The organism is Actinoplanes sp. NPDC026670 (genome assembly GCF_040638175.1).
GTDB lineage: Bacteria > Actinomycetota > Actinomycetes > Mycobacteriales > Micromonosporaceae > Actinoplanes.
The window spans coordinates 1-24,747 of the sequence record NZ_JBEZXU010000102.1; the positions used below are offsets into that span (position 1 = coordinate 1).

The 24,747-nt window shown below is 68.1% G+C and carries 23 protein-coding genes and 1 pseudogene; 8 read left to right on the plus strand and 16 right to left on the minus strand.

Annotated elements, in window-relative coordinates; genetic code table 11:
- Positions 1 to 87 precede the first annotated feature (87 nt).
- Both AB0E94_RS49295 and AB0E94_RS49300 read right to left on the minus strand, forming a co-directional pair.
- A complete protein-coding gene (locus AB0E94_RS49295; RefSeq protein WP_360342630.1) occupies positions 88 to 555 on the minus strand; it encodes a MarR family transcriptional regulator in 468 nt (155 codons plus the stop codon).
- Positions 556 to 632: 77 nt separating this feature from the next.
- The gene (locus tag AB0E94_RS49300) at positions 633 to 1,118 is read right to left on the minus strand and encodes a MarR family winged helix-turn-helix transcriptional regulator (protein ID WP_360342633.1); all 486 of its coding nucleotides are present in this window, start codon (positions 1,116 to 1,118) and stop codon (positions 633 to 635) included.
- A 171-nt stretch (positions 1,119 to 1,289) separates the two neighbouring features.
- Here AB0E94_RS49300 and AB0E94_RS49305 point away from each other — a divergent pair, with 171 nt between their 5' ends.
- On the plus strand, positions 1,290 to 2,267 hold the full coding sequence (locus AB0E94_RS49305; RefSeq protein WP_360342636.1) for a zinc-binding dehydrogenase: 978 nt from the start codon (positions 1,290 to 1,292) through the stop codon (positions 2,265 to 2,267).
- 102 nt (positions 2,268 to 2,369) lie between these two features.
- On the opposite strand, the gene AB0E94_RS49310 is transcribed toward AB0E94_RS49305, so the two are convergent.
- Positions 2,370 to 3,596: a transposase gene (locus AB0E94_RS49310; protein WP_360342639.1), complete on the minus strand. Its 1,227-nt coding sequence runs from the start codon at positions 3,594 to 3,596 to the stop codon at positions 2,370 to 2,372.
- 44 nt (positions 3,597 to 3,640) lie between these two features.
- Between AB0E94_RS49310 and tnpA the strand changes: the two are divergent.
- Positions 3,641 to 4,009, plus strand: a pseudogene (gene tnpA / locus AB0E94_RS49315) (IS200/IS605 family transposase); the annotation flags it as partial.
- A 326-nt stretch (positions 4,010 to 4,335) separates the two neighbouring features.
- Here tnpA and AB0E94_RS49320 read toward each other — a convergent pair.
- The 10 genes from AB0E94_RS49320 to AB0E94_RS49365 form a co-directional block, all read right to left on the minus strand.
- Positions 4,336 to 4,995, minus strand: a complete 660-nt coding sequence (locus AB0E94_RS49320) for a 4'-phosphopantetheinyl transferase superfamily protein (protein WP_360342642.1) — start codon at positions 4,993 to 4,995, stop codon at positions 4,336 to 4,338.
- Entirely contained in the window at positions 4,992 to 5,816 is an 825-nt protein-coding gene (locus tag AB0E94_RS49325; RefSeq protein WP_360342645.1) for a metallophosphoesterase, read from the minus strand. The genes AB0E94_RS49320 and AB0E94_RS49325 overlap by 4 nt, the downstream gene beginning before the upstream one ends.
- 10 nt (positions 5,817 to 5,826) lie before the next feature.
- Positions 5,827 to 7,071: an ROK family transcriptional regulator gene (locus tag AB0E94_RS49330; protein ID WP_360342648.1), complete on the minus strand. Its 1,245-nt coding sequence runs from the start codon at positions 7,069 to 7,071 to the stop codon at positions 5,827 to 5,829.
- Positions 7,072 to 7,160: 89 nt separating this feature from the next.
- Positions 7,161 to 8,573: a cellulase family glycosylhydrolase gene (locus AB0E94_RS49335; protein WP_360342651.1), complete on the minus strand. Its 1,413-nt coding sequence runs from the start codon at positions 8,571 to 8,573 to the stop codon at positions 7,161 to 7,163.
- A 58-nt stretch (positions 8,574 to 8,631) separates the two neighbouring features.
- Positions 8,632 to 11,040, minus strand: a complete 2,409-nt coding sequence (locus AB0E94_RS49340; protein ID WP_360342654.1) for a glycoside hydrolase family 2 TIM barrel-domain containing protein — start codon at positions 11,038 to 11,040, stop codon at positions 8,632 to 8,634.
- Between the two features lie 65 nt (positions 11,041 to 11,105).
- Complete coding sequence (locus AB0E94_RS49345) at positions 11,106 to 11,801, minus strand: DUF624 domain-containing protein (RefSeq protein ID WP_360342657.1); 696 nt, start codon at positions 11,799 to 11,801, stop codon at positions 11,106 to 11,108.
- A gap of 58 nt (positions 11,802 to 11,859) precedes the next feature.
- On the minus strand, positions 11,860 to 13,416 hold the full coding sequence (locus tag AB0E94_RS49350) for a DUF3502 domain-containing protein (protein WP_360342660.1): 1,557 nt from the start codon (positions 13,414 to 13,416) through the stop codon (positions 11,860 to 11,862).
- Between the two features lie 59 nt (positions 13,417 to 13,475).
- Positions 13,476 to 14,363, minus strand: a complete 888-nt coding sequence (locus AB0E94_RS49355) for a carbohydrate ABC transporter permease (RefSeq protein WP_360342663.1) — start codon at positions 14,361 to 14,363, stop codon at positions 13,476 to 13,478.
- The gene (locus AB0E94_RS49360; protein ID WP_360342666.1) at positions 14,350 to 15,267 is read right to left on the minus strand and encodes an ABC transporter permease subunit; all 918 of its coding nucleotides are present in this window, start codon (positions 15,265 to 15,267) and stop codon (positions 14,350 to 14,352) included. The genes AB0E94_RS49355 and AB0E94_RS49360 overlap by 14 nt, the downstream gene beginning before the upstream one ends.
- Positions 15,264 to 16,688, minus strand: a complete 1,425-nt coding sequence (locus AB0E94_RS49365) for an RICIN domain-containing protein (protein WP_360342669.1) — start codon at positions 16,686 to 16,688, stop codon at positions 15,264 to 15,266. The genes AB0E94_RS49360 and AB0E94_RS49365 overlap by 4 nt, the downstream gene beginning before the upstream one ends.
- Positions 16,689 to 16,942: 254 nt before the next feature.
- Between AB0E94_RS49365 and AB0E94_RS49370 the strand changes: the two genes are divergently transcribed.
- A complete protein-coding gene (locus AB0E94_RS49370; protein ID WP_360342672.1) occupies positions 16,943 to 17,323 on the plus strand; it encodes a hypothetical protein in 381 nt (126 codons plus the stop codon).
- 84 nt (positions 17,324 to 17,407) lie between these two features.
- On the opposite strand, the gene AB0E94_RS49375 is transcribed toward AB0E94_RS49370, so the two are convergent.
- Both AB0E94_RS49375 and AB0E94_RS49380 read right to left on the minus strand, forming a co-directional pair.
- Positions 17,408 to 17,998 (minus strand): hypothetical protein, encoded by a 591-nt coding sequence (locus AB0E94_RS49375; RefSeq protein WP_360342675.1) that lies wholly within the window; start codon positions 17,996 to 17,998, stop codon positions 17,408 to 17,410.
- Positions 17,999 to 18,261: 263 nt separating this feature from the next.
- Positions 18,262 to 19,068, minus strand: a complete 807-nt coding sequence (locus tag AB0E94_RS49380; protein WP_360342678.1) for a hypothetical protein — start codon at positions 19,066 to 19,068, stop codon at positions 18,262 to 18,264.
- Between the two features lie 100 nt (positions 19,069 to 19,168).
- Between AB0E94_RS49380 and AB0E94_RS49385 the strand changes: the two genes are divergently transcribed.
- The 5 genes from AB0E94_RS49385 (at position 19,169) to AB0E94_RS49405 (ending at position 23,267) form a co-directional block, all read left to right on the plus strand.
- Positions 19,169 to 19,384 carry a hypothetical protein gene (locus tag AB0E94_RS49385; RefSeq protein ID WP_360342681.1) on the plus strand — a complete coding sequence of 72 codons (216 nt, stop codon included), beginning with the start codon at positions 19,169 to 19,171 and terminating at the stop codon, positions 19,382 to 19,384.
- Between the two features lie 184 nt (positions 19,385 to 19,568).
- Entirely contained in the window at positions 19,569 to 20,495 is a 927-nt protein-coding gene (locus AB0E94_RS49390) for an ATP-binding cassette domain-containing protein (RefSeq protein WP_360342684.1), read from the plus strand.
- The gene (locus AB0E94_RS49395) at positions 20,492 to 21,298 is read left to right on the plus strand and encodes an ABC transporter permease (protein WP_360342687.1); all 807 of its coding nucleotides are present in this window, start codon (positions 20,492 to 20,494) and stop codon (positions 21,296 to 21,298) included. The genes AB0E94_RS49390 and AB0E94_RS49395 overlap by 4 nt, the downstream gene beginning before the upstream one ends.
- 14 nt (positions 21,299 to 21,312) lie before the next feature.
- Entirely contained in the window at positions 21,313 to 22,590 is a 1,278-nt protein-coding gene (locus AB0E94_RS49400; RefSeq protein WP_360342690.1) for a histidine kinase, read from the plus strand.
- Positions 22,587 to 23,267, plus strand: coding sequence for a response regulator transcription factor (locus tag AB0E94_RS49405; RefSeq protein WP_360342693.1), 681 nt, complete (start codon positions 22,587 to 22,589; stop codon positions 23,265 to 23,267). Before AB0E94_RS49400 ends, AB0E94_RS49405 begins: the two co-directional genes overlap by 4 nt.
- A gap of 180 nt (positions 23,268 to 23,447) precedes the next feature.
- Here the strand turns inward: AB0E94_RS49405 and AB0E94_RS49410 are convergent, their stop codons facing one another.
- Entirely contained in the window at positions 23,448 to 23,807 is a 360-nt protein-coding gene (locus AB0E94_RS49410; protein WP_360342696.1) for a VOC family protein, read from the minus strand.
- Positions 23,808 to 24,747 lie beyond the last annotated feature (940 nt).

Consider the following 24,747-nt stretch of genomic DNA (forward strand, 5'->3'; position numbering starts at 1 on the left):
AGGCGACCTTCCCCACACAAATCCTCCCCGGCACCCTCACCGACCGTCAAGCAGACCCGCACTTGACAACAAATCCCCGATAGGGAATCAGGCGCCCGGGATGCCGAGCTCCCCGGCGAAGCGGGTGATGGCAGCCAGGAGGAAGCGGCGGATCGCCGGTTCGTCGGCGGGGTCGACGTGGTCGAAGAGAGCGTCGAACTCCGCGTTGAGTTTGCCGGCGGAAGCCGCCACGCGCTGACGGCCGGCATCGGTCAGATGCAGGCGGATGACTCTGCGGTCGGTGTCGGAGCGGCGGCGCTCGATGAGGCCGTCGCGCTCCAGGGTGTCCACCACGCCGGTCAGGGTCGATGGGGTGACCGCCGAGGCGGTGGCGATCTCCTTGGTGGTCTGACCGTCGCGGGTCTCGAGGTGGGTGAGGACGGTGTAGGCCGTCCAGCCGATGCCGAGGCGTTCGTTGAGCAATCGGACCCACATGCTGCCGGACAACCGGGCAGCGGCGGCGAACAGCTGGCTGACCGACTGATCCGCGGTGGGCTCACGGTCAGAATTGTTCATGGCCTGATTGTTAGGCTCCGAAGTAAGTTTCGTCAAGCCGGTTCTCCGGTGGCCACTTTCGTGGCGGCTCGGGGGCCTTACGCCTCGGTCGAGGGCTGCAGCGCGGCGACGCTGTCCACGTACTTGATCAGCAGGCGGGCGAACTCCAGTCGCTCCGGCTCGGTCCAGTCGGCGGTGATCCGCTCGAAGGCCGACCGCTGATGCCGCCGGAACAGGGCCAGCGTCTCCTCGCCCTTGGCGGTGAGCTCCAGAATGGTGCGCCGGCCGTCCTCCTGTGACGCCGCCCGGGCCAGGTGGCCTGCGGTGATGCAGTCGGAGACCATCCGGCTGGCCACCGACGGGTCGACCGCCAGGCGCTCGCCCACGACGCCGACGGTGATCTCCCGGCCGTCCGGGCCCGGCCCCTCGGCGACGATGTTGAGCACCAGGGTCCGGGTCAGGTCCTTCCGTGACACCGGCCGCTCGACGTTCAGCGCCGCAGCCCGCCGCAGCCGGGAGAACGCCGGCCCAACGGCGTCGAGCAGGTCCGAGGGCCGCATCGGCTGCTCAGCTGAGGTTTCCATGGGGAGCATTATCGCCTTCTTCCGAGCGGGTGATCACACGAGGACCGGCGGACCGGATCCGGGCCTGCGGTACCGGACGCCCTTCCGGGTGCATGTAGTGTCGCCAACACATGCATGATGTAATGCATACGTTTTTAGCACTCCACCGCATCACCATGAGGGAGAACCACCATGCGCATCGTCCGCTACTACGAGCACGGCGAACCGTCGGTCCTGCGGGTCGAGGAGGCGGAGAACCCGCGTCCCGGACCGGGACAGGTGCTGATCCGCGCCGAGGCGATCGGGGTCACCTTCGCCGAGGTCCAGCGCCGGCAGGGGATCCGGATCGGCGGCCACGCCAACCTTCCCGGCTCACCCGGCGGCGACGTCGCCGGCACCGTCGAGGCCCTCGGCGAGGGCGTCACCGGTGTCAGCATCGGCGAGCGGGTGGTCACCGACGTCCACGAGGGTGCCTACGCCGACTACGTGCTCGCCGACGCCTCCTGGCTCATCGCCATTCCGGCCGGCCTGGACGCCGCCGAGGCCACCCTGCTGCCCAGCCCGGCCCAGACCGCCTACCACGCGATCAAGGAGTCCGGGCAGCTCAAGCCGGGCGAGACCATCCTGATCGACGCGGCGTCCGGCGGCGTCGGCCACCTGGCCGTGCAGATCGCCAAGTCGATGGGCGCCGGCAAGGTCATCGCCACCGCCAGCACCCAGGCGAAACTCGACTTCGTCCGGGAGCTCGGCGCCGACGTCACGATCAACTACACCGACGCGGACTGGGACGAGCAGGTCCGCGCCGCCACCGGCGGCCGTGGCGCCGACGTCGTCCTGGAGACCGTCGGCGGCGACATCCTCACCAAGAGCGTGCAGCTCACCGCCCAGTTCGGCCGGCTCGTCTTCTACGGCTCGGCCAGCGGCGCCGTCGAGCCGATCCACCCGCTCGCGCTGACCCGGATGAAGACGGTCGCCGGGTTCGCGCTCTACGCCATGATGTACAACCGTCCCGAGGCGATCGCCGCCGGTCAGCGCGACCTGATCGACATGATCACCTCGGGGAAGGTCAAGCCGGTGGTGCACGCCCGGCTCCCGCTCGACGAGGCCGTCAAGTCGCACGAGCTGATGGAGGCCCGCACCCAGCTCGGCAAGATCGTCCTCGTTCCCTGATCGGCCGGCCGGCGCGCCGCTGCCCGTCTACAGGCCGCTTCGAGCGGCCCTCCAGAACCGGATCGCACAGTGACACGGCATCCGCGAGACAGGAGACGTGACTTAACGATCCCCATGGATGAATCCGGGGGAGTTTCCTCCGGGGCCGGATGGCCCTGGATTTCCAGCTCGGACCGCATGTGACCAATCCTCCCGGAAGGAGGCGATCTGATGTCTTACGTCGTCGGCACTGGCACGGTCGCGTTCAGCCGTGGCGAGGATCGTCCTCGCGGCGTTGAGGTCACGGTCGGCGGTGTAGCCGCAGGCCGTGCACTCGAAAATCCGTACGCCCAGTCCGAGGCGGAGATTGGTTCTCTCGCCGCACCCGGAGCAGGTCATCGTGGTGTAGGCGGGCGGCACCGGCACCACCTTCCGGCCCGCCCGCAGACCACTGTCGATCAGTTCTCGTTTGCAGGCGCCGATCGCGGCGTCGGCCGCTTTGCGGGCCATGTTCCTGCTCTTTGCCAGGAACTTCGGTTTGAAGTCCTCGACGGCGATCAGGCTGTGGTGGGTCACTACGGTCTTGGCCCAGACCCGGGCGTCGTGGGTGTTCTGCCGGGCCGCCTTCTTCGCGATCCGGGCGGCCTGCCGCTTCGCGGTCAGATAGCCCTTCGACTGCGGCTGGCCCTGGGGCCGGCGGCGGCGGGCCATCTTGCGCTGGGCCCTGGCCAACTCCGCGGCGCACCGGCGGCGGTGGCCGAGGTACGGCAGGTCGAAGGCCGGGTCGGTGGTGGTGGCGGTGGTCTTCACGCCCCAGTCCACGCCGATGCCGGGCAGGTCCGGGGCCGAAATCTCGGCCTGTTCGCGTTTGACGACGAACGAGGCGTACCAGTGGCCGAGACTGTCGCGGTAGACGCGGACAGACGATGGGCCGGATGGCAGTTCCCGGGACCAGACGACCGGGACGAACACCTTGCCCGGCAGCCGCAAACGGCCACCGACCAGCTTGAACCCGTTACGGGTGTACTCCAGCGACGGCAGAGCGTCCTTGAGCCGTTTCACCTTCGGACGGCCCCGGCCCTTGACCTTGAACGAGTCGTTCAAGGCCGCACCGTAGGTGCGCAGCATCTGCTGCTGGGCGTTCTGCGAACCATCACGCAGCCAGCAGTTGCGCGAACGCGCCTCGGTCAGCAGCTTCGACAGCTTCCCGAACGTCGGCTTGCGGCCGGTCTTCTGCTGGTGGACGGCCTCGTTCCACAGCCACCGGCAGCGCGACCACTCGGCCAGCAGAGCGGCCTCCGCGATCCGGCCGGGCCGCAGCCGGTAGGTGTAACGCACCGTATCGTCCACATAGGACAGCATACAAATCGATCGAAGCCACATGCGCTGCCGCGGTGGACGAGATCAGATCGAACAACAACGCCGTATACCGCTGCACCTATCACGTCGTCTGGTGCCCGAAGTACCGGCGGAAAGGTCATCACCGCAGACGTCGACATCCGGCTCAAGCAGATCATCCGCGAGGTCTGCGGCGAGCGGAACGCACCCATCATCGAGCTGGAGACCATGTCCGACCACGTGCAGCTGCTGGTCACCTGCGCCCCCCAGTCCGGCATCCACCGCCTGGTCAAGCAGATCAAGAGCCGTTCCTCGCGGCTCATCCGGCAGGAGTTCCCCGAGGTCCGGACCCGTATTCCGACTCATGGACCAACAGCTACCTCGTCGCCACCGTCGGCGGCGCAACCCTGGAGACCGTGAAGAAGGAAGAAGTATGTGGAGAACCAGCGCAACGCCTGACCAGACGCCCATCCGCCTTCACGGCGGATGGGCTATCCCTGACCTGCTCCGCAGGAAATCCGATTCCTCCCCACGGCTACAGCCGGGGGTTTCCACGGAGGCTTCTCGATGAGCCAAGCACCTGAGCGCCGGCCACTGCAGGACCGGCGCGGCGACGCGGCCGTGGTAGAGCTGGGTGGAGAAACCGATGACGGCGATTCGTAGTTCTTCGTGACCGAAGCGGCGGACCGGGCGTTCGAGCAAACTACAGACCGGCGTCAGGGTCACCTGAACGCGTCTGCCGTCGCCGGCCTCAGGCGGCCACGCTCGCCGCGGTCAGCACGAAGCCGCCGCCGATCAGGAACCGCCCGCCGATCTCGGTCAGCGGCGGGGCCGCGTCACGGCGCGTGCCGTCGACGAGAATCCGGGCCCGGAAGACGCCGGCCGACGGTTCGAAGGTCAGCTCGGCATCCTCGAAGCCGAGCCATCGTCCGGTCAGCGGGTACCACGCCTTGTAGACCGATTCCTTCGCACTGAAGAGCAGCCGGTCCCAGCGGACAGCCGGATAGTGGTCGCTCAGCTGGCGCAGGTGTGCGCGCTCGGAGGGCACGGTCACCGACTCCTCGATCCCCGCCGGTAACCGCTCGTGCGGTTCCGCGTCGATGCCGAGCCCGGCGAGATCGGGCCGGCGCGCGACTGCGGCCGCCCGGTACCCGGCGCAGTGGGTGATGCTGCCGACCACCGCGGCCGGCCAGATCGGTTCCCGGCGGGCACCCGCCCGGATCGGCGCGGCGGGATGCCCCAAGGCGGCCAGTGCCTGGCGGGCGCAGCGGCGTGCGGTCACGAATTCCCGGCGGCGAACCTCGACCGCGTTCGCCACGAGGTCCTCCTCGCCGGGGAACGGCGGCTCGCCGGTAATGTCGGTGAACGCCTCGACCGCCATCACGTGGTCCGGCAGCAGAGCCTCGATCACGCGTGCCCCAGGATGTGCCGGACCGGATCCGGCTCCGTGCCGCGACGCCGCCACTCCCGCGGGTATCCGAGGGACACCTCCTCGAACCGGACGCCGTCATGGTGCGTGGTCCGTGGAATGTGCAGGTGGCCGTAGACCGCCACCGTCGTGCGGAACCGCCGATGCCAGTCCGCGGTCAGCGTTGTCCCGCACCACTGGGCGAACTCCGGGTACCAGAGCACGTCGGTGGGCTCGCGTATCAGCGGCCAGTGGCTGACCAGCACGGTCGGCAGGTCGAGGGCGGTGAGCCGCTGTTCGGTCCGGGTGACCCGGTCCCGGCACCACTGCTCGCGCGTCGGGTAGGGATCCGGGTGCAGTAGCGCCTCGTCGGTGCAGACCACCCCGGCCTCGTACGCCAGCCGCAGCGACTCCTCCTTGTCGTGAGCCGCCGGGACCCGGAACGAGTAGTCGTAGAGCTGGAACAGCGGCGCGACGACGACCGGCCCGTCCGCGCTCTGCCAGATCGGGTACTCGTCCTCCGGGGTGAGCACGCCATGGTCGCGGCAGGCGCTGACCAGGGCGGCGTACCGGGCGGCGCCGCGCAGGCTCATCGGGTCGCCCGGATGAGTCCACAACTCGTGGTTTCCCGGCGCCCAGACGACCTGGCGGAATCGCGATCGCAGCGTGCTGAGCGTGGCGATGACATCGGCGAAGATCTCTCCGACGTCACCGGCCACGATCAGCCAGTCGTCCTCGTGCGCCGGGCGGATCCGGTCCACGACAGGGCGGTTCTCGGCGTACGAAATGTGCAGGTCGCTGACCGCGACCAGAGAGCCGGCCATATCGATCACACTAGCTGCGGGGCGGTGTGGCGGGGACCGCGGCGCGCAGGGCTGGGGCGGGGCCGCCGATCGCGGCGAGGTAGCCCTCCAGGGCGAACGTCGCCGCGCCGAGGCTGACCGGGTTGCCGTCGATCTGGCACCGGCTGATCTCGGTGTGGGTCAGCGGGCGGCTCAGTGCGTGCTGGTCCAGCAGGGTCCGTGCCCGGTCCAGCAGCGGTTCGCCGAGTTTGGCGGCCACCCAGCTGGACAGCACGATCACCTCGGGATTCGCGATGTTGATCAGGTCGCCGATCGCCACGGCCAGGAAGCGGGCCGTCTCGTTCACCACAGCCACGGCCACCGGGTCGCCGGCGCGGTGGGCGTCGGCGAGCGCGTCGATGGTGGCGGTCTGGTCGTCGGGGTGCAGCAGGGGGCTGGCGGGCGCGATTTCGCGTAGCTGCGCCATGATGCCGGGTGCCCCGATGTACGCCTCCACGCAGCCCCGGCTGCCGCAGCGGCAGGGCCGGCCGTCCATCACCAGGTTGGTGTGGCCCCATTCGCCGGCGCTGTTGGTGGCGCCGCGGTAGAGCTGTCCGTGGTAGGCGAGGCCCGCTCCGACTCCGGTGCCCATGGTGAGCACGACCACGTCGTCGCGGCCGCGGCCGGCGCCGAACCAGAGTTCGGCCAGGACTCCGGCGCGCAGCGGGTTGTCCAGGTAGAGCGGGACCGGCAGGTGCGCCGCGAGTTGGCTGCGCAGGGGGACGTCGTGCCAGTCCCAGTTGGGGGCGAAGATCGACACGCCGCCGTCGCGGTCGACCTGGCCGGGAACGCTCACCCCGACTCCGAGGAGCTGGTCGAGGCCGACCTCGGCCTGGGCGGTCACCGATCGCAGGCTGGAGACGATGTGGGCGACTATCTGGGCGGGGTGGCTCTCCTGCCGTGGGTCGAGTGGTTCCTCGACGCTGGCGAGCACCTGCAGGCCGGTGTCGAAGAGTTCGACGTGCACGTACGTCTCGGCGACGTCGACGCCGGCGAGGAATCCGCCGGGCCGGTGCACGGCGACCAGGGCGCGTGGGCGCCCGCCGCCGGAGTCCTGGAAGCCGACCTCCTCGACCAGGCCGGCCTGGAGGAGCTCGCCGACGAGGTTCGACACGGTGGCCAGACTCAGATCGGTGTCGGCGGCGATCTCCTGCCGCGCCACCGGGCCCGCCGCGAGGATGCGCCGGAACACCTCGAACCGGTTGGCGACCCGGATGTCGCGAGAGGTGCGCTTCATGACTGGACCGCCCTAGCCGAATGTCTCCACCGTGGCGGCGCCGTCCCCCGATCCCGGGGGACGGCGCCGTAGGTCCTTATTCTAAGGATTCACAAATGTGACGCCCAGGACTGGCTGGCCGCGCCGGTGCAGGTGGTGACCACGACAGCGCCGCCGGTGGGGGCGTCCAGGCATCGCGTCGGGTCGGCCCCGCTGGTCACGGTCTGTGCCGTGGTGAGCGTCCACTGCTGGTCTGCGGTGCCGGTGCAGGCATTGATGGTCACCAGGTCGCCGGTGGCGGTCAGGCACTTGCTGCCGTACACGGTGATCGTCTTGTTCGATTCCCAGTTGAACGACTGGTTGCCGCCGCCGTTGCAGTCCCACAGGTCGAGTTGGGTGCCGTCGGTGGTGCTGAAGCCCGGCACGTCCAGGCAGCGGCCGGTGGCGGTGTTGATCAGGGGCTGGCCTGGGGGTGCGGGCGGATCGTCGTTGACCGGCTCGGTGGTGCCGAAGCCCCAGCCCCAGCGCAGCCGGGCGACGCCGGTGGCGCTGTTGTTCACCAGGTGGCCGTCGGGGCCGACCGAGGTGATCGAGTAGGAGTCGCCGAAGCGCAGGCCGGGCCAGTAGACGATGCCCATGCGGTTGGCCCGGGCGGTTTCGGTGAGCGCGGCGAAGTATGCGGTGGAGGTGTTGCCGTCACTGGCACCGTAGTTCAGGCCGATCGTCATCGGCGCGCCGGCCTCGTCGATGATCGTGCGGTTCGCGTAGGGGCCGATCCGGGCCGTCAGGTTGGCCAGCCAGGCCGATTTCTGGGTGTCGCTGGCCCAGAAACCGTAGAAGTGCAGCGAGAGCAGGGTGCCGCGCAGTGCCGGTGCGGCGCCGACGCCGGTGACGTTGTCGTTGTAGCCGGTGCCGCTGACCACGACGTGGTTGCGGGCCACCGACCGGTGCCGGGTGATCCAGCCGGAGGCCACCGACACCCATTGGTCGAGGGTGTAGCCGTGCGGCTCGTTCATCGGCTCGAAGTAGACGCGCGGGTTGCGGCCGTATTCGCGGACCACGGTGTCCCACATCGTGTTCCAGGCTGCGACGTCGTCGACCAGCCCGTCCTTGCTGGTGTCGGCCTCCCAGTAGCTGAGGATGACCTTGTGGCCGGCGGCGGTGGCCGCGTCGATGGCGGCCCGGTAGGAACGCCACCAGGTGGTGCCCACGCTGGCCGGGTTGATCGGCAGGCGCAGGGTGTTGGCGCCGAGGTTCTTGCGGAAGTCGCCGACCATGCGGGTGGTGACGCGGTAGACGGTGCGGTAGTCGTCGGTTGTCGACAGGCCGCTGGGCACCACCGCGTCGGTGGCGTAGTTGTCGCGGGGGTCGGCCCAGTTGACGCCGCGGAAGTCGCTGGTGTTCGGGGTGGCCGGGCACGGTGCGGCGGCGTAGGCCGTGGTGGAGCCGGCGATGAGGACGGAGGTCAGCGCGCCGAGGACGGACGTCAGTGCGCGGAGCGGGAATCTGCTGGGTGAACGCAATGCCATCTCCAGTCGGAGCCGGAAATATTGCCGAGCCTAAATTTCGTACAACCCTTCGTCAATGCCTTGTAGAAACAATGGGAAACGGTGCCGTAACGTTCGGCGCGAGGTCGAGCCGGACGTCCGCGACGCCTGGTGCGCTCAGCGTCACGACCGTCGCCGGGCCGCCGCGCAGGTAGAGGACCGCGCGGGCGTCCCGGGTGCGGCGGCTCGGCTCGGGGTACGGCGTCGGGTCGCCGAGGTCACCGTTGTCCAGGCCGAGCAGATCGCCGCCGGCCACCTCGACGCAGACGAGCCGGTCGTCGGCGGCGACGGCCCCGTGCTCGTCGCGCAGGGCGACCTCGACCTGGATCACCTCGTCGGTGGTGATTCCGGCCGCGGCGCAGAGTTCGGCGACGCCGGGTGGGGGAGTCCACACCCGGGCGTCGAGCCGTACGGCCACACCGCGCGGTGCGAGCTCGTCGCGTACGACGGTGTCGCCCGTTCGCCCGGTGACAGTCAGCGGCACGGCCCGGTACGGCACGACCGCCGACCACCACCCCGCCGTGTCGTCGAAGGTCAGCGGAATCTGCTCGTCGCCGCAGGTCAGGGTCAGTTCGTCGGTGTTGCTGAAGCAGATCACCTCGACCGGGCGGCCGGGTTCGTGGTCCCACGTCCGGGTGACCGGGTGGGTCCAGAGCTGCTTGTCCGGGTCGGCGGTGTGCGGGCGGGTGACGAGGTAGGCCATCGGCTGCGCGGACCACCAGGACCGGCGCAGATGGTAGGCCGCCTTCGCGAACCCGGCGGTGGTGAGCAGGCCGGCCGGCGAGCCGTGGACGGGCCACCCGTGCGCCTCGCCGAGGTAGTCGATCCCGGTCCAGAGGAACTGGCCGGCGACGTAGTCCTTCTCCACGACGTGTCGCCACGCCTGGTAGGAGTGCGAGTTCTCGGAGCCGACGAACGGCTGGTCCGGGAATCGGGCGTGGCCGGACTCGTACAGATGCTCCTTGTAGTTGTAGCCGATCAGGTCGAGGCGGTCGAGGAGACCGGTCAGGCTCGACAGCTCGGGGAAGGCGGCGGCCAGCGTGACAGGCCTGGTCGGGTCCGCGGCCTTGACCAGGTCGATCAGCCGGTTCGCGATCGTCGTCAGGCGGCGGATGTCGGGCCGGGCCGGGTCATAGACGCGCTCGGCGGCGGGCTTGGACGCGTCGTTGTTGCCGGTCATCTCGGCGAACAGCGGGCTGGCGTAGGGGTCGTTGGGGTAGTCGACCTCGTTGCCGATGCTCCACGCGACGACCGACGGATGATGCCGGTGGGCCTGCACCATCGCGGTGAGGTCGGCGGCGTGCCAGACCGGGAAGTGCTTCGCGGGGCCCTCGTGCCGCGGCGGGTAGACGTTGTGTCCCTGCCACCACTTGTTCTTCGGGTTCTCCCATTCGTCGAACGCCTCGTCGACGACGTAGAAGCCGAGGGCGTCGCACAGGGTGTAGAGCGCGGGGGCGTGCGGGTTGTGGGCCATCCGGACGGCGTTGCAGCCCATCGCCTTCAGCTTGAGCAGGCGCCGCATCCAGACGGCCGCGGGCACGGCCGTGCCGAGCACACCCGCGTCCTCGTGCAGGCACACACCTTTCAGGGTCTGCGGCTCGCCGTTGACGAACAGCCCGTGATCGGGGTCGAAGCGGACCGTCCGCAGGCCGACGACCAGCTCGGACGCCTCACCGGAGGGCCGCAGGACGGTCGTCAGTCGGTAGAGGTGCGGGTGCTCGGCCGACCACGGCTCGGGGCTGAGGACGTGTTCGACCGTCTCGACCGTGCGGGTCGCCCGGGCCGGGATTCGGACCGTGGAGGTGAACCGGTGGACGCGATCCGACGTCAGCGAACGCAACTCGTTCTCGACGGTGACGGTCGTGTCCTCGTCGCCGTCGTTCACCACGAGCTGGCGTACCCGTACGCTCGCCTCGGTTTTGTCGATCTTGATCGTTTCGACGACGGTGCCGTGTTCGGCGAGGTGCACGGCGTCGTGGACCTCCAGGTCCACGTGCCGGGTGAGGCCGGAGCCGTTGTACCAGCGGGAGTCGGACACCTCGGTCCGGTCGACGCGGACCGCGACGACCAGGTCGTCGTCGGGCGCGTAATCGAGGAACTCGCTGAGGTCGAACGAGAAGCGGGCGTGGCCGGAGGGACGCGAGCCCAGGTGGTAGCCGTTCACCCACACGTCGGCGTTCTTGTACACGCCGTGGAAGACCAGCCGGAGCCGCCGGCCCGGGGTGAGGCCGAGCGCCGCGAGCGAGACGTGGCCGCGGTACCAGCCCACCCCGCCGGGCAGGTAGCCGGTGCCGCTGGAGCAGGACGGATCGAAGGGGTGCTCGACGCTCCAGTCGTGCGGCACGACGACCCGGCGCCACCCGGAGTCGTCGAAGCCCTTGGCCCAGGCATCGGGCTCGTCGGCGAGCAGGAAGGACCAACGGCGGATCGGGGAGGTACGCACAGGCAGGCAACCTTCGGTCTCGAGGGGTCAGTCAAACGGGCTTGTCCGAAGGGTCGAGGGGTCAGTCACGCGGGCTTGTCCGAAGGGTCGAGGGGTCGGGCGGGCTTGTCCGACGGGTCGAGGGCGAGTTCGGGGGCGTAGCTGGCGAAGACACCGGTGAGCACGATCCCGGCCAGGAACGCGACGCCCGCGAAGCCGATGAGGAACCAGAGCAGCCCGAACACCGTGGCCTTCGGGTAGAAGACGGTGACGACGACGGGCAGGCCGGTCACGGCGAGCAGCGCCAGCGACGCGAACGCGTGCCGGACGGACATCAGCCGGGCGTTGCGCAGCACGGTGCGCAGGTCGTCGTCGAACGTGGCGAGGTAGGGGAAGGCGTAGAGCGCGACGAGCGTCAGGCGGAACGCCAGCACGCCGCAGACCGTGAACCCGACCAGCTGGACCAGGCCGGGGAGGCCGAGGCCGTCGATGACGGCCCACCAGGCGGCGATCACCAGGCCCAGCCCGGCGACGATCAGGCCGAGGATCGTGCCCTGCCGTAGGTCGCGGCGCAGAGCCCGCAGGTAGTCGCCGGCCGCCGACTCGCTCCCGCCCCGGGCGATCCGCATCGCCGTGCCGCTCAGCGCGGTGAGCGAGGCGCCGAGCGTGACGATCGGCAGCGACGTGGCGAGGAACAGCAGGTTCAGGATCATCAGGTCGGCGAACCGGTTGAGGAAGCGCAGCAGCGGGGAGTCCGCCGCGAACAGTCCGGCACTGCTCATGACCGTCACCTTTCGTACCGGGCCCGGTCCTCGCCGGCGAGGACCGGGCCGTGGGCGGCTACTTGGCCTTGTGGGTCTTGCTCCACTCGTCGACGTCGGCCTGGATGGACTTCAGGGCGTCCTCGAAGCCGGCGTCCTTCATCTTCTGGCGCATCTCGGTGATCGCGGCGGCCGGGTCGGCGATCTTGCCGTACTGCAGCTGCGGGATGTACTCCGACAGCACCCCGGCGACCGCCGTGAGGGTCGGGTCGATCTGGTCCTTCTTCACCCGCAGCGTCGAGAAGGGGTAGACCTTCGCCACCGAGTCGAGGGAGGTGTAGAGCGCGTCCTTGTTCGGTGCGTCGGTCACCACGCCCGGCTCGAACTCGTCCCGGCGGCCACCCCAGAAGTTGGAGTCCAGAGCGTCCTTCGAGCGGTCCCAGCCGGCCGGGCGGTCGATCTTGCCGTCGGCGGCCAGGACGTAGTCGGTGCCCTCGATGCCGTAGTTCAGCAGCATGTAGTCGGTCTTGTCGTTACGGATCAGGTCGTAGACCTCGAGCGCCTTGTCAGGGTGCTTCGAGCTGGCCGAGACCGCCATCGCGCCGTGCGTCTTGATGTCGCGGAAGATGTTGCCGTTCTCCTGGCCGAAGGAGAACATCTTGGGGTCCGAGCCGGGCTGCTTCTTGGTCATGTTGTCGACGATCTGCGTCACGTACGTCTGCGTGTGGTGCTGGTGCACGCCGGACAGGCCCGCGTAGAACTGCTCGATCGGTTCAGCGTCGTAGTTCAGTGCGTCCTCGCGCCAGACGCCGAGGTCGTTCCACTGTTTGGCGTTCTGGGCGGCGGCCAGGAACTGGTCGCTGGAGTAGTACCAGGAGGTGACCTTCGGCGTGGCGCCGGAGTTGTCGATCTGGAACGGGTAGTAGCTGCCCGTGGTGACCTCCTGGAGGGTGAACCAGTCGCTGTGGCCCTGCAGGTAGCCGGTGAGGGCCCACTCGTTCGACTTCGCGATGTCCCACGGATACGCCTTGGGCTGGTTCTTCTTGACCCAGGTGAAGTACTGCGTGAACTGCTCGAACCTGGTGATGGTCCCGTCCGGGATGCCGGCCTGCTTCGCCCAGTCGCCCCGGTAGAAGTAGCCGTGGTTCGTCCACTGGGTGTAGTCGTCCTCCGGGATGAACTGGATCTGGCCGTCGTCCAGCTTCGTGAGGTCCCAGTCACCGGCGGCCTCGACCTGCGCCCACGTCTTGGGCGCGCTGTTCTGCAGCATCTCGGGGGAGAGCGGCAGGAAGGCGCCCTTCTGGGCGTTCTCCCAGGCGAACAGCCAGTCGGTGGCCGTGGTGATCAGGTCGATGCTGGAGTCGCCGGACAGCAGCTGGACGTTGTACTGGGTCTGCCAGTCGGCCCACTCGATGTAGTGCAGGTCGAGGGTGGCGTTGGCCTGCTCGGTCAGGCGCGGGTTCAGCACCTTGAGCATCGCCTCGAGCCGGCCGTTGCTGGGCTTGTTGCCGAGCACCAGCATGGTGACCTTGGTGGGCTGGCCGGAGTCGTCCTCGCCGCTGCAACCCGCGAGTGTTCCCAGGCCCAGGGTCAAGGCGGCAAGCGCCGCCCCGATCTTGATCATTGTTCGATTCAACGGTGTCTCCTTCAACTTCGGAGGGGGTACGCCGCGTACGCGCACACGTACGGGCACGGTCAGCCCTTCACGGCCCCGACCGTGATGCCGCTGACGAAGTAGCGCTGCACGAACGGGTAGAGCAGGACGATCGGGCCGGTCGCGACCACGGCGCTCGCCATCTTCAGGGTGTTGCTGGGCAGTTCGGTGACCGAGACGTAGTTGCCCGCCATCGAGCTCTTCAGCGCGTTCGCCGTGTTGATGATGTTGTAGAGGTGGTACTGCAGTGGTTTGAACTCGACGGTGCTGCCCAGGTAGAGCGACGAGAGGTACCACTCGTTCCAGTAGCCGAGCGCCAGGAACAGGCCGGTGGTGGCGAGCGCGGGCTTCATCATCGGAAGCACCAGCCGCAGGAAGATCCGGAAGTCTCCGGCGCCGTCGACCTTCCCCGACTCGGTGATCTCGGTGGGGATCGACCTGACGAAGTTCTTCATCAGGATGATCAGCCACGGCGTCATCAGCAGCTGCAGGAACACCGCGAGGTAGTTCCCGCGCAGCCCGAGATCGCGGGCGACCCACAGGTAGGTGGGCGCCAGGCCCGCGGAGAACAGCGTGGTGAAGTAGATGAAGAAGGAGATCCCGTTACGCAGCGGGAAGTCCTTGCGCTGCAGCGCGTAGCCGGTCATCGCGATGATGATCAGACCGATCGCGGTGCCGAACACCGTCATCGTGATGGTGACGACGTACGAGCCGATGAGTTGCCGCGGCGAGTTGAGGATGAACTCGTACGCGGTGAGGGAGAAGCCGCGCGGCAGCAGGCTGAAGCCGTGCTCCCTGATCTGGGACTCCTCGGAGAACGAGGCCGAGACGATCAGGACGAAAGGCAACAGGCACAAGAGCGTGAAGATCGAGACCATGGTGTACGAGACACCGCGTACCGCATAGTCGCCGGCGTCAGAAGAGCGCATAGTCCTCGTTGATCCTTCGCACGATCCAGTTGCACAGCATGACCAGGGCGAAGCCGAACAGGGACTGGTAGAGGCCCACCGCCGTCGACGTCGTGAAGTTGTTCTGGCTGATGATCATTCGGTAGACGGAGGTCTCGATGATGTCCGTGGTGGCGTAGAGCGTGGCGTTGTTGCCGATGAGGTTCCAGAACAGCCCGAAGTTGCCCCGCATGATCCCGCCGAGGGAGAACAGCAGCAGGATGATGAAGGTGGGTTTGAGGCTCGGCAGGATGATGTGGCGGATCCGTTGCCAGGCCGAGGCGCCGTCGATCGCGGCGGCCTCGAACAGGGAGTCGTCGATGCTCAGGATGGCGGCGAAGTAGACGATGGAGCCGTACCCGGTGCTCTGCCAGAGGTGGAACAGGATGATGATGAGCGGCCACAGCCCGGCGATCGAGTAGATCTTGATCGGGTCGCCGCCGGTCTGCTCGATCAGCCCGTTGATCACGCCGGTGTCGTAGTTGAGCAGGTTGAAGGCGATGACGCCGACGAGCACCACCGAGATGAAGTACGGCAGGAACATCACCGCCTGGCTGATCTTCTTGAAGTACTTCGAACGGATCTCGTTGAGCATCAGGGCGATCGCCACCTGGACGATGTTGCCCAGGATGATGAAGGCCAGGTTGTAGAGGATCGTGTTGCGGGTCAGGTTCCAGAGCTGCCCCGACTTCCAGAGGAATTCGAAGTTCCGCAGCCCCACGAACGGGCTGCCGAAGATCCCGTCGCGGTAGTTGAAGTTGGTGAACGCGATCCACGAGCCGGGCATCGGGGCGTAGGCGAACACGAGGAAGAACACGATCGCCGGCAGGCACATCAGGATCAGCGTCCTGCTGTGGTTGATCCGCCGGAACGTCGCCCCTTTCACGCGGCTGGCAGCGACCACTGCTGCTGGTTCGCTCCGGAGCACGTGTACTGGATGAGCCGGGCGTTGTCGGCAGTGGACGCGCTGGTCACGTCGAGGCATTTGCCGCTGTGCCGGGCGATCAGGCTGTAGTAGCCGGTGCCAGTGCTGGACAGCTGCCACTGCTGGTTGGTGCCGGTGCCGCAGGTGTACTGGATGACCGCGGCGTTGTCGGCGGTGGACGCGCTGGTCACGTCGAGGCATCTGGCGCTGTGCCGGGCCACGATCTGGTAGTAGCCGTTGTTCAGGTTCTGCAGCCGCCACTGCTGGTTGGTTCCGGTGCCGCAGGTGTACTGGATGAGCGCGGCGTTGTTGGCCGTCGAGGCGCTGACCACGTCGGCGCACTTGCCGCTGTGCCGGGCGATCAGCCTGTGGTAGCCGCTGCTCCCGCCGGTGACCGTGCCGGTGGCGGTGTCGATCGACACCGTGCCGGAGTAGCTCATCGACATGCTGGTGCTGCCGGCGAAGGTGAGCGGGAGCCAGACGTAGTTGGAGTCGTTCACCGGCCCGCCCCACGCGCCGGCCCACCGGTCGCCCAGGTACAGGTACGACGTCGTCGAGCTGCCTTCGATCGGGAGCACGAACGTGCTCTGGGACGCGTACGTCGTACTGTCGCCGAGGTTGACCAGGCTGCTCCAGGTGCCGGAGATGCTGGTCGCGGTGGCGTACTTGGCCTGGTTGGGCGCCCATCCGGTGGCGCCCGACGTGATCATGAAGTAGACGCCGCCGCGTTTGAACACCGCCGGCGCCTCCCGGTGGGAGCCCGCCCACAGTGTCTGCACCAGGTGGTCGACCCCGAGGTAGTCGCTGGTCAGCTGGTAGACGTTGAGGTCGGCGTTGACGCTGGTCGCCGAGATCAGATACGCGGTGCCGTCGTCGTCACGGAACACGGTCATGTCCCGCGAGTCGTATCCGAGCGGCCGGAAGCTGCCCTGGTAGGTGTAGTCGCCGTCGACCGTGTCCGACACGGCCACGGCGACCCGGGCCTGGCCGTAGTCGGATCCGTTCTCCCAGTGCATCCACAGCACGTACTTGCCGGTGCTGCTGTTGTAGATGACCTTGGGCCGTTCGATGTTGGCGACCGCCAGTTCGGTGGCCGAGCTCTGGGTGAGCACGTCGTTGACGTGTGTCCAGGTGCCGAGGTCGGCCGACCGGTAGGCGGAGACGTACTTGAACGTGCCGTCGGCGTTGCGGTTCTCGCCGAACAGGTAGTAGTAGGAGCCGACCTTGAGGGCGCCGGCGCCGTGGGCCTGGATGGGGTTGCCGTCGGTGTCGGTGAGCTGGGTGCCGTTGGTGACGCTGACCGCGGCGGCGTGGGCGGGAACCGTCCATGCGGCAAGGAGCAGCAGAGCGCACGCGAACACGCTCATGAATCGCTTCAGCATGGGCTTCTCCGTGGGGGCGGATCGAAGGGTGAAGATACGTTAAGACTTCGTTTCACCCTTGTGAATACCGTTGCCGAAAGTTCCACGGACTTCGTAACACCCCTTGACGAAGGGGTGTGCGAACCCTACGCTCTTGCGAAATCACTGCGCGGTAACCGCCTGGACGTGCCAGCCGGCAGCGAGCCCGCCCGTGAGGCGAGCGCGGGCCCGCTACGGTGGCGACTGTCAATGACTTCGATCGATGGAGTGCTGTCGTGAAGGTCAGGTTCGCTAGGTGGTACTCCGCACTGTTCATCGTTCCCGGGCTGCTCATCGTGGTGCTCTCGTTCGTCCTGATCGACGATCTCGGCGAGGCGTTTCCGGCGCTGGCGGCGGGAGCGATCTTTCTGTGCATCGGGCTGCTCTCGCTCGGGCCGCTGCCGTACCTGGTCGTCCGGGAAAATGAGATCACGGTGCCGCTGCTCGGGCTGCGCATGTTCGGCTTCGGCTCCCGGATTCCGCTCGGCTCCACCGACCGGCTCGTCATGGACGGCCAGCGGCTGGTGATCCGCCGCCCGTCCGGCAAACGCGACAAGGTCGAAGCGTGGCGCTGGTGTGCCAATCCCGCCGACTGGGACCGGATGCTCCGTCGCTGAACCTGCTGCAACGGCCGAACCGCGGACCACCGCCCCACCAGCCCATCGCGTCCCGAACCACTCGGCCGGCAGCGAGAACGTGAACTACTCCCGGGTGATCGTGGTGGTGCAGCTCGGGCCGGAGGCCGCGTCGATGCCGAGGAGATTGCCGGTCGGCCGTCTGAGGCCACCCGCCGACTCGAACAGATCCGCCGACAACCGAGGCCCTCCGATGACGCCCATGAAGCCCGTCGGAGGCAGTTCGGCCTTGGCGATCGTGGTGCCCACGAACACGGCGACACCCAGGCACTTCGAGCCGATCACCGGGATCGGCACGCGCACCTCCGTCGTGCCGTCGTATTCGGCGACCATCTCGGGCTCGCCCACTACGGTGGGCTGGGAGCGGGGCGTACCGTAGCGGACTGTGGCTGTCGAGATCACGACGGCGCCGTCGCCGTCGTCGTCCGGGCAGAACTCTTCGCTCGGGGCGATGACCAGTACGTTGAGGCCGCCGTCCTCGATGAACGTGCTGTTCCTCTGGACGGTGAAGACGGCCCAGATCGGGGACACGCCGTCGCAGCGCGGTGACGGGCTGGGCGACGGGCTCGAGGCGCCTGCGTCGGCCGCCGCGGTCGTGCCGCTGCTCGAACATCCGGCGAGCAGCGCCAGGAACACACCCATCACGATCCGCCGCACGACGTCCTCCCCTGTGGCCCGAGCCCGAACCAGCATTTTCGAGGCCGGCGGCGACGACCGGACGCCATCCTGGACACCGTCGGACCCGATCGGACAGGACGCCTGAGGAACCTCCCACCACATGTGCGACCGCGTTGGTCAACGTCCGGTCGCCGTCGGCGTCATGAGACGACTCTCGGGTGATCCAGGATTGACGGGTTCCGGTGGCTGACGCGGGTCGGGCGCTGGCGAACTTTTCCGAGACGACGTTTGGTTGACCCCCGTCAGGTTTTTGCTAAGCGAAATGAATACCAATCAATGGATGCTTTCATTAAGACGGCTGTCCAGTTGTCTGGGTTGGCTCCGCCAATCTCCGACCACATGCGCGCATTTGCTTGAGCGAAGGCGGTGACTCCGCTTTCTGGTGCTGTTCGCCACGAAGGTACCCGGGAAGCCCACTGCTCTGCGGAGTGCGGCGAATGTCCTGCGGTGATCAGCCAGATGACCCAATAGGCGGAGTCGAGCCAGGGGGCGCCACGAGTCGCCCATCCCCAATCAACGATGCTGGCTCGATCCTTGCCGACAATGATGTTTGCAAAGTTCAAGTCGGTGTGGAGAAAAGAGTCGCCTGCAAAATGCGCCAGATCCTCTGCGCTCACGTATGACTGAAGCCTTTGCTCGGCTCGGCGCAAGGGAATGTCCGGACATCTCGTCTGCCCGATTCGTTCCAGCAGATTCGCCACATGTGGAAGATCTGACGATCCAGGTGAATAGTCGGCCCGGTGCCCCGCCGGTACGTCGAAGACGAGAACATCCCACCCACCATCGACAACCCGCGCGTGCAGTGCTGGCGCAACATGACGAACGAAGGGCGCGATCTCAGCTTCGCGCTCCTGTGTCCACACCCATCGGTGCCGAGTCGACAGCGCCTTGATGAAGTACGAGCCCTTCGGGCTGTGCAGCTTCACCGCCACCGCAGTGTTCAAGCCTTCGTGAACCGCTTCCAGCGACTCGGGCGCCCCGGTGACCTCCTCGATGGCGCTACGCACCGAATCCGGCAGTTCGGCGTAGGTGATGCGGTTGACGGACACGTGCTCTCCTCGATCGGGATCGCCCCGGCGGGTCTCACCATGGCACAACGACTCGTCGGGGCAACTCCTACCAATTGACCGGATGGAGGCAGTCGGCTTGGTGGAGCGCGCCGATGACCCGGGTGATCGGCGCGGCCGCCTGGTCAGGCTGACGCCGCTGGGGGAGGAGACGGCCGTGCGGGCCACCCGCCGGCATCGCGACAACCTGCGCCGGCTGCTGGCCCAGCAACTGCTGGCTGAGCATTGGGAGCGGTTCGCCTCCGGCCGCCGGCTGCTCAGCCACGCGGTCGAGAACGGGGTGCCGCGACGGCGGTAGGCGTGGGCGTTCAACGGCTGTGGTCGGAATTCGCCGAAGGGCCGTTCCCGGTGTTTCGGTGCTGCGACCCACTGGTACCTGGGTACCACTGGCCCGGCGCAAGTGTCGCCCTCGGTACCACGAGCCGGCCGTGATCTCTGCCTAGCGTGGATTTCAGCAAGCAGGACCGGAGAGAGGCGCCGCAATGATTGAGGTACGCAACGTCGTCAAACGATATGCGACGAAGACGGCGGTCAACGGGCTGACCTTCACCGCCCACCCGGGCCAGGTGACCGGCTTCCTCGGCCCCAACGGCGCCGGCAAGTCCACCACGATGCGGATGATCGTCGGCCTGGACGCTCCGACCTCGGGCGAGGTCCTGGTCAACGGCCGCCGGTACGCCGACCACGCGGCACCGCTGCAGGAGATCGGCGTGCTGCTGGAGGCCAGGGCTGTGCACCCGGGCCGGTCCGCGGTCAGCCACCTGCTAGCCCTGGCCCGTACCCACGGGATCCCGCGCAGCCGGGTCGACGAGGTGATCGACCTGGCCGGCCTGACCAAGGTCGCCGGCAAGCGGGTCGGCGGGTTCTCCCTCGGCATGGGCCAACGGCTCGGCATCGCGGCGGCCCTGCTCGGCGACCCGCAGGTGATCATGCTGGACGAGCCGGTCAACGGCCTGGACCCGGAAGGCGTGCTCTGGGTGCGTAACCTGCTCGCCGGTCTGGCCGCCGAGGGCCGTACGGTGCTGCTCTCCTCGCACCTGATGAGCGAGACGGCACTGATCGCCGAACATCTCGTGGTCGTCGGGCAGGGCCGGCTGCTCGCCGACACCACCGTCGCCGACCTGATCGCGCAGACCGCCGGCGGCGGGGTGAAGGTCGCCACCTCCGAGCCCGGCATGCTGCGCCAGCTGCTGTCCCGGCCGGGCGTCATGGTCACCTCGGTCGACGCCGAACAACTGCTGGTCGACGGCCTGAGCACCCGCGAGATCGGCGCGCTCGCCGCCGAATACCGGATCCCGCTCTACCAGCTCACCGAGGAACAGGTCTCGCTGGAGGAGGCGTTCATGGACCTCACCCGCGACGCCGTCGAATACACCGCCACCCCCGTCCTGCAAGGAGCCGTCCGATGACCACCATGACCGCACCGGCCCGGCCGGTCTACCGGCTCACCACCCGCGGCGTGCTGGCCGGCGAGTGGACCAAGTTCTGGTCGCTGCGCTCGACCTGGATCACCCTGGCGGTGTCGGCGTTCCTGCTCGTGGCGGTCGGCCTGATCGCCGCGGCATCGTTCGACCCGGCCGACAGCCGCGGACCCGGCAGCGCCGCCGGTGACGTGGTCGCCCTGGTGCTCAGCGGCTCGACGTTCGGAGCCCTCGCCGTCGGCGTACTCGGCGTGCTCCTCGCCGCCGGCGAATACAGCACCGGCATGATCCGCTCGACGCTGACCGCCGTACCGTCGCGGTTGCCGGTCCTGTGGTCGAAGGCGGCGATAGCCGGCGGGATCGCGTTCGTGGTGATGACCGCCGCCGCGTTCGTCGCGTTCTTCGCCGGATCGCCGCTGGCCGGCGACGCGATGGCCACGCTGCGCCTCGGTGACGACGGTGTGCTGCGGGCACTGTTCGGTGCCGGTCTCTATCTCGGCCTGGTGGCCGTGTTCGGTGTCGCCCTCGGCGCGCTGGTGCGCTCCAGCGCCGGCGGCATCGCGATCCTCGCCGGGCTGCTGCTGATCGTGCCCACCCTGGTCATGCTGCTGCCCGACTCGTGGGCCGAGAACATCACCCCGTACCTGCCCAGCAACGCCGGCAGCGCCATCATGTCGCTGACCACCGCCGACACGTCGCTGGGCCCGTGGACCGGCCTGGCCGTCTTCGCGGCCTGGGTGGCCGCGGCCCTGGGCGCCGCCGCATACCGCCTGGCCAAGTCCGACGCCTGACCGACAATCGAATGATGATCACCAGCGAGCCGGTTCGGGTGGCACCCACGCCACCCGAACCGGATCCTTTTCTGGAACACCCGGTCGCCCGGTGGCTGCTCAGCCGGCAGGGCCAGCTGCAGAGCCTGGACCGGCGGCGCCCCTGGCTGCTGGACACGGTGCTGGCCCTGCTGGTCCTGCTGTTCACCCTCGGGCAGGTGATCACCGGCGGCGGCGAGCACCGCGACACCGCTCTGGAACCGCGGGTCATCGCGATCCGCCTGGCCGCGGCGGTCCTGCTGCTGGTCCCGCTCTGGTGGCGGCGACGCGCTCCGGTGGCCGCGTTCGCCGCGGTGGCCGTGATCCTGCTGGCGCAATGGGCCGCCGGGATCTGGGTCGCCACCGGCGTGGTCGTCCTGATCATGCTGCACGGCGTGGCGGCGCGCTGCTCGATGCGGACCCTGGCCGTGGTGGCCGGGGTGACGACGGCGCAGCTCACGTTCGCGATCTACGTACTGGCGCCGGTGGGCGAGCATCGCCTGGCGGCACTGCTGCTGATGCTGGGAACCTCGTCGGCGGGCATCGCAGCCGGCCTGGCCGGGCGCACCTTCCGCGCCTACCGCGACGCCCAGGACGGCTGGACCGCGTGGCTCGAGGCCCAGCGTGATCAGCAGGCCCAGCTGGCGGCGGCCGCCGAACGCGCCCGGGTGGCCCGGGAGATGCACGACCTCGTCGGCCACCACCTGGCCATCGTCATCGGGCTCGCCCAGGGCAGCGCCCAACTCGCCATCAACCGGCAGGAGAGCACCGCGGAACCCCTGGGGCTGATCGCCGAAACCGGCCGGACCGCCCTGGACGACCTGCGCCGCGTCGTCGGCGTGCTCCGCGACGACACCCAGAATCCCGAGCTGACCCCACAGCCGGGCATGGCCGACATGGAACGGATGCTGGCCGGGGTCCGCGCCGCGGGGCTGACGGTCACCTACCGCACCGCCGGCGACCTGCACGGTCTTGCGCCGGGCCTGCAACTCGCGGTCTTCCGCATCGTCCAGGAAGCGTTGACCAACACCCTCAAACATGCCGGGCCGCACGCGATTGCCGAGGTCACCGTCACTGCCGATCAAAATCAGGTGAGGGTACGGGCCAGCGACAATGGCCGGACTACCACCAGACGGTCCTCGTCACCTGCCGGCGGCCACGGCATCGTCGGCATCCGCGAACGTGCCGCCCTCTACGGCGGCTCGGTCATCGCCGGACCCGGCAGCGGCGGATGGACCGTCGAGGTCGTCATGAACCAGGGGAGCCAACTTTGATCACGGTGCTCATCGTCGACGACCAGCCGCTGCAGCGTCTCGGTTTCAAGATGCTGCTCGACGCCACCGAGGAGACCACCGTCCTCGGCGAGGCCGAGAACGGCGCCGACGCGGTCCGCAAGGCCGAACAGCTGCATCCCGACGTGGTGCTCATGGACATCCGGATGCCCGGCATGGACGGCATCGAGGCGACCCGGCGGATCACCGCCGCCGGCGACCGCACCCGGGTGCTGATCCTGACCACGTTCGCCGTCGACGAGTATGTGTACGAGGGCCTGCGGGCGGGCGCGTCGGGGTTCCTGCTCAAGGACGCCCGCCCGGACGAGCTGCTCGCCGGGATACGCGCGGTCGCCAGCGGTGACGCCGTGGTCGCGCCCCGGCTCACCCGCCAGCTGATGGAGGCGTACACCGCTCACCGCCCGCCCGGCGACAGGCCTGCCGAGATCCCGGCGGATCCACGGCTGGCCACCCTCACCGACCGGGAGCGCGAGGTGCTGGCCGCGATCGGCCAGGGCTGGACCAACACCGAGATCGCCGACCACTTCACCCTCACCGAGTCGACGGTCAAGAAACACGTCGGCCGTGTCCTGTCCAAGATCGGCGCCCGCGACCGGGTCCAGGCCGTCATCATCGGCTACGACACCGGCCTGGTGCAGCCCCAGTCCGGCACGGTCTGAGCTTGTCGTTCAACCTCACGCTCCACTCCGACACCGCCGCAGACGAGATCACTGCGTCACGAAGGGTGACTACGGTGCGTGCCGCCCAGCGCGCTGGGTGCGGGCGGCGACGGGACGCTGCGCACGTTGTCTGCGGCAGAAGCGTGCAGCGGGTCTGCACTCCAAGGCCGGGAGTTCTCCTTAGAGCCACTTGGTCAAGTTGAGCATGTTGCCGTCGGGGTCGAGAACGTGCGCGACGCGCTGGCCCCACGGCATGTCGTTGGGCCGTCCCGGCACTGTCCCACCGGCCAACTCGACCGCGGGGAGCAGTGCGTCGACGTCTTCGACGTCGGCGCTGAGGATGATCCGCACCGGTGCGCCGATCTGGGTATCCGCCTCCTGCACGAGCCCGATCGTGGTTGCGCCGATCCGCAGCTCGACATAGAACTCGGGACCTTCCTCGGGTACACGAAGGATCTGCGTCGCGCCGAGCACCTTCTCGTAGAAGTTGCGCAGCCGGGGCAGGTCAGGCGTGCCGACGACAGGCTGGATCGAGGTCATGGTCTCTCCTGGGTAGTGGGTTTCGTGAGGTAGACCGCGCAGCCTCTCGAAACTCATCTGAGATCGCCAGAACATCGATCGCTTCCACCGGGGTTCCGTGAGCAGCTCTACCGATGCATGACCGAGCGGGCCGACGCCTTGTTCGAGCTGACGGACGCAGTGTTGTGCACCGACGGGCCAGTCAAGACGCTGGTCGGGTTGGCGCTGGAGCACCGGCGGCCGGGAGGTCGCTCGACAGGCGGGTCTGGCGCGTGAACCTGGTGGAGCAGGTGGCGGTGATGGTGAGGCCGGGTTTCACGCGGGGGTGTCGTTGCTGATAGCCGACCTTGGCGTGCGATTTGACCTATATCGTCGGAATGGAACGCGATCTGTGTGCTCATTCCGGAGGTTGGTTGTGCGTTCGTCACATAGCGCCCTTGCGCTTACCGTCGCCTCGCTGACTGCGACCGCGATACTGCCGACTCCAGCTGCTGCTGCACCGTCAGCCGCTCGTACAGCCGACACGGCCAGCATCGATGGGTGCCCATCGATTGCCGGTGACATCGTGACCCGCCCCGGGCGTCCGTGGTATCTCGTTGACGCACAAGGGCGCCTGCGGGGAATCCCTCCGGGCGTGCCCGAACGAATCTTCAATGACGGCATCCATCCGCGTACGGATGTCGTTTGGAAGTCTGCGACCCCGGCGACGATCTGAGCTCGGACGCCACCTTGATGACGGCAAGCGATCACCCTCGACCGTGGTACCTGTACACCAATGGCTGTCGATACGGACTTCGTCCTGGAATTCCGGAGAAGTATCAGCTTGACGGAGGCAAGCTTCAGTTGTTAACGATCCCCATGGATGTATCCGGGGGGTTTTCCTCCGGGGCGTGGCCCTGGATTTCCAGCTCGGACCGCATGTGACCAGTCCTCCCGGAAGGAGGCGATCTGATGTCTTACG